Here is an 11,098-nt window from a genome sequence, read left to right on the forward strand (position 1 = left end):
ACCCTTTTAGTCAAAGAAAGTGACGGTGGTGGTAATTTAGCACGCGATGATATCCGCGGCTTATTAATCTCGATGATTGATGTCATCATCCAATGTAAACGCCTCGAAGGAAAATTTCGTGTAACAGAAATCTATTACGATCCTTTCAAACGCCGTGATGCTTTTTAAAAAAAAACGCGACCCTCACACCCCTTTTATACCAATAGAGCTTTCTTAAAAACACGATTATAAGCGACGGATATCATCGCGTACTAAATTACCACCATAGCTTCAGATTCATTTTCAATAATCGAAAGCAAAAAGAAGTAAAAATATCATCCCCATTCCCAATCACGAATGCGCCCCACAGAAAAACCACAACGTGCCGAAAATGATATCTATAACCCAATATCTTTTCTGATTTTTTTTGACATCAACATTTGCAGGAATATCGATACAAAATTTAGTGACATCCACTTCACCTTTAGCTTCAGACAAGAGCTTCACAAACACCTTTTAATATACCAGATCCTGCTTTATTTGTCTTATCCATTATTATTCTTTTCGATATTCATCAAGGCGCAGTATAAAAATTTTCTTCAACGCATTCCTCTCTGATTTTGCCAAATTGCCTCAAGATGATTAACTGTAAACATCTTCAATCAACACCGGAATATTTTGACCACCCCAAAAGGATATAACCCTATATCCCCCCTCTTTTACCCTTATGCTTTTAAACCTGACATTCCCTAGCTTCCTCTCGTACCTTCCACAAGATCACCAGCATCTGAATGAGTAGCAATAAAAGAAACAATATCAAATAATTCTTCAAGCGATAGGCTTTCTTCTTTTGCAGAAATTCAATAAGCTGCCATTTCAATCACTGTTTGCGTACATCATTCAATATACGGAAACACCCATAACGATAATGATGTAAATTAAAAGCTAATTTGAAGTGAATGATCAGAAATATCAAATAACCAAATGACGAAACAAATCTTTCTTATCTTTAGCAATACATATCTCTTAACCCTTGTCACTTTTCTCAAAAGTTTTAAGCGTTTCCGCATAAGGAATATACATATCAAACGGCAATCCCTTTTCATTGACAACTTTTATCAAAACAATACGGATGAAATCAGACACCGTAAGTCCTAAATTTGCTAATATTTCACCGGATTTTTTTAACGTCTTATCTATGCGGGATCGTATAACATCTTTTGTCACACCCATATTAAACCTCCTTTGATTACCTCTCTTTTACCGTATGGCTTAATAGGGCTTATACAGCATAAGACTTATCCTTGCCCTCACCGTATCACATCTCTTGATCTTGCACGCGCTATTGCGTTGATTTTCTCCTGTTGTCTCTGTTGCAAAAATTTAACCGCCATTTGAAACTCTTTTATGCGTTCTTTATTATAAGACTGTTCTTTGGGGATTGCTTTTGATAAATCAAAACCATATTTATGAATAGCATCATGTCCAAAACGTTTATCTAAAGCACTTTGCAGCTTTAAAAACTCTTTATTAACCTGCTCTGGTATCTTTGAATAACTATCACAACCAACTTCAACATTTTTCATAAAAGTCACTGCTTCTTGTGAAAGTGACGGAACCTCTACTTTTAACTGTTCACGCTCCCGTGTAACACTATCCATATGTATCTCATAAGAATTCTTATAAAAGGATTGAAGCTCTCTCATAGTGGAAACAGCAAGAGGAACATTGTAAAGCGCGGTTTTACGTTCTTTTCCTGTAGATTTGAGTTTATCGATTAAACGATCTGATCCACGCAGCTCACCAGCTTTCTCTGGAGACTTAGCTAGAATATCAGGAAGTTTATCGCCTTTACCCGCTAAAATTGTTTGCTCAATCCTAAGCGCAGCCTCTTGCGGATCTTTATAAATAGATGCTAAATGATTGCTTAATTTTTTAAACATATCAACGTAAGACTTTTTATTTCTAAGAGCGCTTAGCACCTTCTGTTCTAGATTAGAGTTATCCGTATAAGCAGCAAGGTATGGCTCTCGTTCTGTTGCTTTTAACGTAGCATTAACATCCCTTTGCGATTGCTCAATTTCAAGTTCTTCTTTTTGACGTTTAGCAAAACTTATCTTTTCTCTATCCCAAGGAGTTTCAATCTTCTCTTTTTGTTGTTCCAAGCACTCTTTATTAAGATCAACGCCAAAAGCAATATTTTTGCCAATACCTTGAGAAACATCATCCCTTTTATTTTCTGTAAACTTGGTAAGGTTCTTATAGATGAGTGCAGACAGATATTCTGAATTACCAAAATGTGCTTCAATTGACGCACGTGTCATTTCTTGTCGCTCAATACCCTTCCAGTTGATATGATAACCAGCTTCACGAGCCAGTTGCACCATAAATTCACGCTGAGTACGCCCATTCCCCTCTCGAAACGGATGCAACGCATTCAACTCGCCCATGTAATACCCAGCCCTTTGGCTAAAGTCATAAGCGCCAAGACCACACAAATACTGTTCTTTTGCAAGCTTTTGTGTAATCTTCGGTGCATAACTTTCAATCTGATTATAACTAGCAAACATACTATTGCCTTTGGCAATATCCACTAAACGAACTTGTCCCGCCCATTCATATATGTCACCAAACAGTCTTCTATGGATCTCTTTCATGTAATTCAGATCAAACTCACCACGAATAGGAGTATGTACAAATTCGAAAGATTTTACATAAGAAATCGTAGATTCTACGCGCTGCAGTGTGGCTTCATCTTTAATACCAAGCCGATTATACATCACACCAGTTTCAGGATCAGTATAAGGATCACCGCTCCCCTTATACTTCCCCACGTTTTACCCGCTCCATATAATCTTTGAGGATATCACTTGTTTCAAGCTCTCCAATAATAACACGTTCCATTTGCGCAACGACTTTTGGATCTGGCTCTAATCCCTCTAAACGTTGGCTTGCCAATGCATTTTTAGCAGCAAAGCGACGTCGCTTAATTTCCTCTTCACTCAACATATAAAACCCTCCTTTGCTTATATTTATTATAGCCAAACAGACTACAGAAACAAGATTTTATCCTTATCTTACTGTGTTCACATCTTTTGATTTTGTACGCTCATACGCATGATTTAGCTCTTGTATACGTCTCTGTTGCAAAAACTTAACTGCCATTTAAAACTCTTTTATGCAATCTTGATCATGAGACTGTTGTTAAGGATTTTTTTTGATAGATCATAATTTGTTTGCATAGCGAGCCAAGCACATGCTGTGCTTACACCAGACATTTCAAGCCTAATAGCAAGATTAGCACTCATAGCGGCTTTTCCATTTAAAACTCTAGAAAGTGCTACACGAGAATACCAAGCCGCTCTGCTGCTTCATTAACGGATAAACCAAGCTCTTTGATCACATCTTCACGCAATAATTCACCGGGATGTGAAGGATTCTTCATCATTGTTTGGATCTCCTTTTTAATGATAATCCAGATAATCAACCATTTCGACATCTATGCCATCAAAGCGAAATATTACGCGACAATTTCCATTTACGGTAACTGACCAATAACCTTTGAGAACGCCCTTTAGTAGATGTAATCAAAAAGACGGAAAATTGAAATCATTTGGCGATATAGCAACTTCAAAGGCACCTAGAATACGCTTTAATTTTTGAGCATGGGCGGTTCTAAACCCTTTAGTCGTACCAGTATTATAGCAGGCTTCAATCCTTTTATGTTTAAATCTTAAAAGCATAAATTAATATAGAGTGTAACCCTCCAAGATACAAAAAATGTTCATTATTTTTACATCACAGGGCTTTTTTTACTTTATAAACATTAGAACTGTCGTGAAAAAATTGATCATTCTCATCTCTTTCTAATTATTCTACTCATTATTAGAAAAGTATACGTTCATAATTAGGGGGAGCTAAACGTAATAGGAGCGCATCATATCCCCAATTGGCAGCTGCGCTTAGAAACATCAAGATGATATAACCAATGACCATTGCTGTTTGATGTTCATAGAGCGCTGCACCCGCTGTATATCCAGTAAAAAGAATGAATAACAATAATAAACTCCCCCCTACTCTAAACTCTGTTAAAATAATAACCAGTTTACGAACAAGCAAAAGAAGGCATGGTTTTAATATCTTACGAACTATAGAACACTCTACGCATTATAGTTATTAGAACTCTATTTTTCTCTTTTTTATTTAATTGATTAGTAGATAGAGTATCCATTACCGTTATTACATCACTAACATAGCTACCATACCTTTTGTAATTGCCAAAATCCCGCATTACAATAAGAGCTTTATCAAAAGATGATCTGATAATTTTCTCAAAAAATTCAAGATTCCTCAAGTGCAGTACCCATGCGTACATCATGATGGATAATAACATCCATCAACTCTGTCACGACCGTGTCCAATACTTCTCGTGCATCGCCTTCAGCCATAAGGCGGATAAGCGGCTCAGTTCCAGAAGCGCGGATCACCAGCCGTGCCTCTTTTCCCAATTGTTGCGTTGCTTTATCGATTGCCGCTTTGACTGGATTTTTTTTCAGTACATTTTTATTTTTAATCGTTACATTTTTTAAAATTTGCGGTACAGGTTCAAACCGTTTACACAATTGGCTCATAGGGCTTTGACTTTCTTTCATACAGGCTAAAATCTGCAATGCAGCCACCAAACCATCACCCGTTGTACCAAAATCACTAAGCACGATATGCCCAGAAGCCTCACCACCAACATTATATCCCTTTTGGCGCATGGCGTCGACAACATAACGATCTCCAACATTTGTCCTTACAAGGTGCAACCCTTTACTGTTCAAGAAACGCTCCAGTCCAAGATTTGACATAATCGTTGTGACAACACCATTGCACCGTAATCGTCCCATTTTATGCCAATTTTCAGCAATTACAGCAATCAACTGATCTCCATCAACCGTTTGTGCTTTTTCATCAACAATGAGAACACGATCTCCATCTCCATCAAGAGCAATCCCCACATCAGCACGCACTTCATGAACTTTTCGTTTTAAAGAGCTTAAATCGGTTGATCCACATTTTTGATTAATATTGGTACCATTAGGCTCATCATGAATAGCAAAAACCTCAGCCCCCAATTCCCATAAAGCACGGGGAGCAGCTTTATAAGCAGCTCCATTGGCACAATCCACAACAATACGCAAAGCATCTAAGCGAACATCACGCGGCAAAGTTCGTTTAGCATATTCAATATAACGATAAATATCCCCCTCAACCCGTTTTGCATAACCAATTTCAGAAGAACTTGCTAAAGACTTTGAAAGATCTGTATCGATCAATTGTTCAATTTTCGCTTCCATATCATCTGAAAGTTTAAAACCATCAGGACCAAAAAGTTTAATTCCATTATCATAGAACGGATTATGAGAAGCAGAAATCATCACCCCAAGATCCGCTCGCAAAGAGCGGCAAAGCATTGCAACAGCAGGTGTTGGCACTGGCCCCAATAAAAAAGCTTCCATCCCCGCAGCAGTCAACCCTGAAACCAAAGCATTTTCCAACATATAGCCAGATAATCGTGTATCCTTGCCAATCACCACACGACGCGATTGATGTTGTGAGCGAAATAAAACCCCTACAGCCATCCCCACCTTCATGGCAAAATCGGGTGTCATAGGAAATGAATTGGCTTTCCCCCGAATTCCATCTGTACCAAAATATTTTTGCACCATGCCTCTTTCCTTTAATATATAACTCTTCCCTTGGCTTTTCTTTAAAACCCTAACAAGCCCCCTTGGTACAATAGGCCCCCTCCCCATATAAAATCAGATCATTGGTCTAAACCTTCATGCATTTAGACAATCAAGAACCCTATTCACCATCTACACATCTAAACCCCTCTCAACCAATTATGTTTACACCCTCACACATACAAGCAATATTATCTCCTCAAAATGCTTTACACATCTCTTGAACACAACCAAAGGATAATCTCACACATTTGCTAAATCCGTAAAGAAACCCAGCACCTAACCTCAAACCTTACCAAATCCGCAAGGAAATCTATCGCCTAGCCTCACACCTTGCTAAATCCGTAAAGGAAAATACCACCTCGCCTTATAGCCTGCTAAAACTGTCATCATACAACAGCTTTGCTTAATTTTTTGCTTCCATATTTTTGCAAATATTACATTAAAGGCGCAAGCTTTGCTTGCGCCTTTCTCAAAGAATTTAGAAATTTTCCTAAAACATCGTTACTCAAGCGTTATTAAACAGTTCTTATTTTTCTTTATCATCTCCCGCAGTACTGGACTTCTTTTCAGCATTACTTTTAGAGCGGTTGACTGATTTTGTGGTACCTTTTGTGTTTTGCGCTTTTTTCTCAGTCTCATCCGATTGCACTTCTTTAGACTGAGCCTCCTTAGGCTCAACATTACCGGATTTTGCTGTTTTTTTCCCAACAGCTTCCTCTGCTTTACCTGCCTTGCCTTTATCGGTCTCTGCTTTATGAGGGGCTGCTTCAGCATCTTTTTCATCTACCACTGTTGTCTCTGTCTTCATTTTTCCAGTTTTTGGAACAGAAGATCCCCGTGGCGCAGCACCCTCATCTTTCTGTGTGCGTGAAGGAGGCTTTCCTGCAATAACTTCGTTAATTTCAGCTCCCGTTAAAGTCTCATATTCCAGCAAACCTTGTGCCAAAGCAAACCATTCTTTTCTTTTTGTTTTCAAAATGTTAGTCGCATTTTTATAGGCATCATCAATAAGCTTACGCACTTCCATATCAATCATGCGCGCTGTTTCTTCAGAGACATTTTGTGTTCGCGCAACAGAATGACCCAAAAAGACTTCATCTTGGTTATCGCCATAAGCTACATTTCCAAGCAGATCAGAAAATCCCCACCGTGTGATCATTGCGCGTGCCAATTTAGTTGCTTGCTCAATATCAGAAGAAGCACCGGATGTGATATTTTCCTTTCCAAACTTTAATTCTTCAGCCACACGTCCACCCATCATAATGGCCAAACGAGAAATCATCCATCGATAACTCATGGAATAGCGGTCACCTTCAGGCAATTGCATCACCATTCCCAATGCTCTTCCCCTTGGAACGATTGTTGCTTTGTGGACAGGATCAGCAACCGGCACATTAAGAGCCACAATAGCATGTCCTGCTTCGTGATAAGCAGTGAGTTCCTTTTCCTCTTGTGTCATAGCGGTTGAACGACGTTCAGCCCCCATCATCACCTTATCTTTGGCATCTTCGAATTCTTGCATCGTGACAACTCTTTTATTACGGCTCGCAGCCATAAGAGCAGCTTCATTTACCAAATTCATCAGGTCCGCACCGGAAAATCCTGGTGTTCCCCTTGCCAAAATTTTTAAGTCAACGTTAGGTGCTAAAGGCACGTTGCGCACATGCACTTTCAAGATTTGTTCACGCCCAGAAACATCAGGATTTGGCACAACAACTTGTCGGTCGAAACGCCCTGGTCTTAACAACGCGGGATCAAGCACATCGGGACGGTTTGTTGCAGCAATAAGAATAATACTTTCATTGGGCTCAAACCCATCCATTTCGACAAGCAACTGATTTAAGGTCTGTTCACGTTCATCGTTTCCACCACCAAGTCCAGCCCCCCGATGACGTCCAACAGCATCGATTTCATCGATAAAGATAATGCAAGGTGCGTTTTTTTTAGCCTGTTCGAACATATCGCGCACACGGCTCGCCCCAACACCAACAAACATTTCAACAAAATCAGACCCTGAAATGGTAAAGAATGGCACATTAGCTTCACCTGCCACAGAACGTGCTAGCAAAGTTTTACCGGTTCCTGGAGGACCAACAAGCAAAACACCGCGTGGAATACGCCCCCCTAAGCGTTGAAATTTTTGTGGTTCACGTAAAAATTCAACAATTTCTTGAAGATCTTGCTTTGCTTCTTCAACGCCAGCAACATCTTTAAAGGTAACACGTCCTTGCGCTTCATTAAGCAATCTCGCTTTTGATTTCCCAAATCCCATTGCACCGCGTGATCCATTTTGCATTTGCCGCATAAAAAAGACCCACGCCCCCACGATAATAATAACAGGCAATAAGGAAAAGAGAAGATTGAGGAAAATGCTATTTCCAGAGCTTTCAGGAATAGCTTTAACATTAACGTTTTTGCTTTCCAATTTTTGTATCAAACCTGGATCACGAGGAGCATAGGTTGAAATAGCTCTATGTTCAATGGTTTGTCCTGTTAATTTTTGACCTTGAATGGTCACAGATTTCAACTCATTATTCTCAACTTTTTGCAAAAATTCAGAATAGGAGACTTCTCCACCACCAGAACGCTGACTATCTCCATTAAAGAGAGAAAACGACACAATCAAAATGAAGGCAATAACTCCCCAAATGAGGAGAGAGCGGTAATTGGAATTCATATTCAGCCCACTTAATCAAATATAGATTTCAAACAGTTCCCCTTAACATATAACCTTGTCAGCCCCTTGCCAAGGGATGAGAAGCTGTTTATTTTCTTTTAACGTAATTTTCCTTTATCTTTTCACCTCAATATTAAAAAAAGGTTCCACAATATTTACCACAGCAGCATCTTCTCGTGAAGAAAGCCAATCGAAAGGTGCCATAATCCGCTTGATTATAACATGTTTATGAACAACTGCTTGAGAAATCAACTCTGGAATATCATACCCTTTGTGATTTGAGATCATCAGCAGCGATTGTAAAGAGGGAAAATGAGGCTTTTCAAGCTCAAAATCGCTATTTTTCAATAAAAATTTCAGCTGTTCTAAATTTGCGGCTCCAATCTTTATAGCCTCAGATCCATGATTTGTGATCTGATAGCGCCCATCCCATATAAAAGTTTTATCTGGCTCAACGATAGCCTCTTTCATATTCCGCCCTTCACGCCACAAAGAAATTCCGTACTTGTTATATTCAATAACAGAGCCCGCATAAGTAAAACGCTTCTTTTCTGGAGAATCGAGACAGAGTTTTTGAACAAGCATGCTTAATTTTTGATTAGGAAGCAAATAAAATCCCCCTCCCATCAACACCGCAAAGAGCCCCACCACAAAAGGAAAACTGGAATGTTTCTGTAAAAATAGCGCAGGCTTTGCTATGAAACAACGCCCATGTTTAACAGTAATATCCAGCGCTAAGATCAAATCAGCAATATTTTTCGCTTGTTGACGACGCTGCAATGCGGCTTCATTTATTTTTTGAGCAATATAAGCCAATTTTTCAGGATGAAGAGATTGACGTACGCGCACACGTTCAAAATTGCGATCTTCATTGGTTGGATCATCAATCCATGTTTGTCCTTGTAAGCGTAAATAATTCCGTAATGTTTGGCGTTTTACACCAAGGAGCGGCCGAATCAAACGCACTTTTCTATGCAACAACGCCTCACGCGGAATACAGGATAAACCACGCTCATATAGGGGACCATAGTTTTTTTCGGCAATATTTTTTCCCGTTTCTCTGGCATGATCCTCATCATGTATACCTTCGACTTCACCGCGCAAAACACCGGCAAAACCACTGGAATAAACCTCATCACGCATGGCACCAACTTCACCGTGCAACGCACCTCTATTTTTTTGGAGACGTTGATACCGCATTTGATAGGTTTCAACCTGATCATTGAGTGTATGGCCCGTCATAATAACTGATGCGCCTTGTTTTTGTGCTTCTTTAACCAAGAGATCATAGCGTGCAACACGAGCACTGGAAGCAATATGCGTCTTTGGTTTTTCACCTTCCCACCGCACAGCAATATGTTTAATGTGATGGACTCGACAAATTTTCGCAACAGTTTCTACTTCACGCGTTGATTCTTTACGCAATTGATGATCAACCGTGACAACAATCATTTCTGGAGGAACTGAGAGAGTTTCCAAATGCTCTTTGACCAAAAACATCAAAGCCAAAGAATCACTTCCCCCTGAGACGGCAAGAATCAACTTCTGACACTGAATAAAATCCGATGTTTTAAAGAGATTTCTTGCCAGTCTAACGCACACCGAAAACAACCTCGCTATTTATTTTGCAGGTTTACAAAAAATAGACTCTAATGTTTTTTGATGTTTTGATTTTTTCAAAAAATGAGCACAATCGTCTTTATTTGGCTCAAGAGCGATCATACTTCTTGCTAATTTCAGCAAAATCTCGGAGGTATAGAGCTTCTTTTTATCTGCATACCATGCGGTAAGATAAACTTGCGCTGCTTCATGATAGCGTTTTTGTCCCAACAAAGATTCAGCCAACCAAAATAAAGCATCATCACTCAAAGAATCTTTTTTGTAACGATTTTGAAAAGCGCAAAAGCTTTTTTCAGCATCAACATAGTTGGCAGAACGAATAAAATCATACCCTTCCTTATACAAAGCTTTAGAAGAAGAAAGATTGTCACTCTGATGTGCTTCAATTGGAGCACTTACTTCATGCACTTTGTTAAAATGGTGACTGTTTTCATGATCATGGCTCTCCACCTTAGCTTCCACAGCAGCAACCTTTGTCTGATCACCTGTACTATGTTCCTGCTCCATCTCTTTTTTTACAGTCTGAGATTTTTCATCCACAGCGGACTTTTCAAAAGAGCAAGAATAAACGGACGGGGATTTTTTATCAAAAAGCCCATGAAACTGCTTGTTAACATTTTTTAGATTGTTATGCTCAAGCACCATTCGTATCTTATGCAAAAGCTTATCTAAATCATAATCTTTAAATAAAGCCTGCTGATTCTCTAAAATAATCCCTTGGTGCTCCACAACACTAGTGGCTTTTTCCTCCGCGCTAGATGCTGCTTTATCAGCTGCTTCAGGTGCTTTCTTCACTGCATCAATAGCCTTATTAACAGTGTCAGTGGCTTTTTCCTCCGCGCTAGATGCTGCTTTATCAGCTGCTTCAGGCGCTTTCTTCACTGCATCGATAGCCTTATTAACAGTGTCAGTGGCTTTTTCCACCACATCAGATGCTGCTTTATCAGCTGCTTCAGGTGCTTTCTTCACTGCATCGATAGCCTTATTAACAGTGTCAGTGGCTGTTTCCACCGCGCTAGATGCTGCTTTATCAGCTGCTTCAGGTGCTTTCTTCACTGCATCGATAGCCTTATTAACAGTGTCAGTG

Annotated in this window: 7 protein-coding genes and 4 pseudogenes; 1 reads left to right on the plus strand and 10 read right to left on the minus strand. The window is 39.5% G+C overall.

The window, feature by feature from the left end:
- Positions 1–168, plus strand: a pseudogene (locus tag ACFIKY_RS08340) (P-type DNA transfer ATPase VirB11); the annotation flags it as partial.
- Positions 169–1,005: 837 nt separating this feature from the next.
- On the opposite strand, the gene ACFIKY_RS08345 reads toward ACFIKY_RS08340, so the two are convergent.
- From ACFIKY_RS08345 to ACFIKY_RS08390, 10 genes and pseudogenes are all read right to left on the minus strand, one after another.
- Positions 1,006–1,212 (minus strand): type II toxin-antitoxin system RelB/DinJ family antitoxin, encoded by a 207-nt coding sequence (locus tag ACFIKY_RS08345; protein ID WP_375635544.1) that lies wholly within the window; start codon positions 1,210–1,212, stop codon positions 1,006–1,008.
- Between the two features lie 77 nt (positions 1,213–1,289).
- Positions 1,290–2,813, minus strand: coding sequence for a type II toxin-antitoxin system protein adenylyltransferase VbhT (gene vbhT, locus ACFIKY_RS08350; RefSeq protein ID WP_375661688.1), 1,524 nt, complete (start codon positions 2,811–2,813; stop codon positions 1,290–1,292).
- Positions 2,800–2,988 (minus strand): antitoxin VbhA family protein, encoded by a 189-nt coding sequence (locus ACFIKY_RS08355; protein WP_375635542.1) that lies wholly within the window; start codon positions 2,986–2,988, stop codon positions 2,800–2,802. The genes vbhT and ACFIKY_RS08355 overlap by 14 nt, the downstream gene beginning before the upstream one ends.
- 167 nt (positions 2,989–3,155) lie before the next feature.
- Positions 3,156–3,427, minus strand: a pseudogene (locus ACFIKY_RS08360) (HigA family addiction module antitoxin).
- Positions 3,428–3,443: 16 nt separating this feature from the next.
- Positions 3,444–3,554: pseudogene (locus ACFIKY_RS08365) on the minus strand (type II toxin-antitoxin system RelE/ParE family toxin); the annotation flags it as partial.
- Positions 3,555–3,864: 310 nt separating this feature from the next.
- Positions 3,865–4,038 (minus strand): hypothetical protein, encoded by a 174-nt coding sequence (locus ACFIKY_RS08370; RefSeq protein ID WP_375661689.1) that lies wholly within the window; start codon positions 4,036–4,038, stop codon positions 3,865–3,867.
- Between the two features lie 281 nt (positions 4,039–4,319).
- Entirely contained in the window at positions 4,320–5,693 is a 1,374-nt protein-coding gene (gene glmM, locus ACFIKY_RS08375; protein WP_375635540.1) for a phosphoglucosamine mutase, read from the minus strand.
- Between the two features lie 547 nt (positions 5,694–6,240).
- A complete protein-coding gene (gene ftsH / locus ACFIKY_RS08380; protein ID WP_375661690.1) occupies positions 6,241–8,391 on the minus strand; it encodes an ATP-dependent zinc metalloprotease FtsH in 2,151 nt (716 codons plus the stop codon).
- Positions 8,392–8,505: 114 nt separating this feature from the next.
- Positions 8,506–9,993, minus strand: coding sequence for a tRNA lysidine(34) synthetase TilS (tilS, locus tag ACFIKY_RS08385; protein ID WP_375661691.1), 1,488 nt, complete (start codon positions 9,991–9,993; stop codon positions 8,506–8,508).
- 18 nt (positions 9,994–10,011) lie between these two features.
- A pseudogene (locus tag ACFIKY_RS08390) lies at positions 10,012–11,098 on the minus strand (tol-pal system protein); the annotation flags it as partial.

It is taken from the genome of Bartonella sp. CR127HXZ, from assembly GCF_042194555.1.
Taxonomy (GTDB): domain Bacteria; phylum Pseudomonadota; class Alphaproteobacteria; order Rhizobiales; family Rhizobiaceae; genus Bartonella; species Bartonella grahamii.

Coding starts and splice junctions, on each gene's coding strand:
- ftsH (WP_375661690.1), bottom strand. CDS start 8,391: ATGAATTCCAATTACCGCTCTCTCCTCATTTGGGGAGTTATTGCCTTC.
- ACFIKY_RS08355 (WP_375635542.1), bottom strand. CDS start 2,988: ATGTTGAGTGAAGAGGAAATTAAGCGACGTCGCTTTGCTGCTAAAAAT.
- ACFIKY_RS08345 (WP_375635544.1), bottom strand. CDS start 1,212: ATGGGTGTGACAAAAGATGTTATACGATCCCGCATAGATAAGACGTTA.
- glmM (WP_375635540.1), bottom strand. CDS start 5,693: ATGGTGCAAAAATATTTTGGTACAGATGGAATTCGGGGGAAAGCCAAT.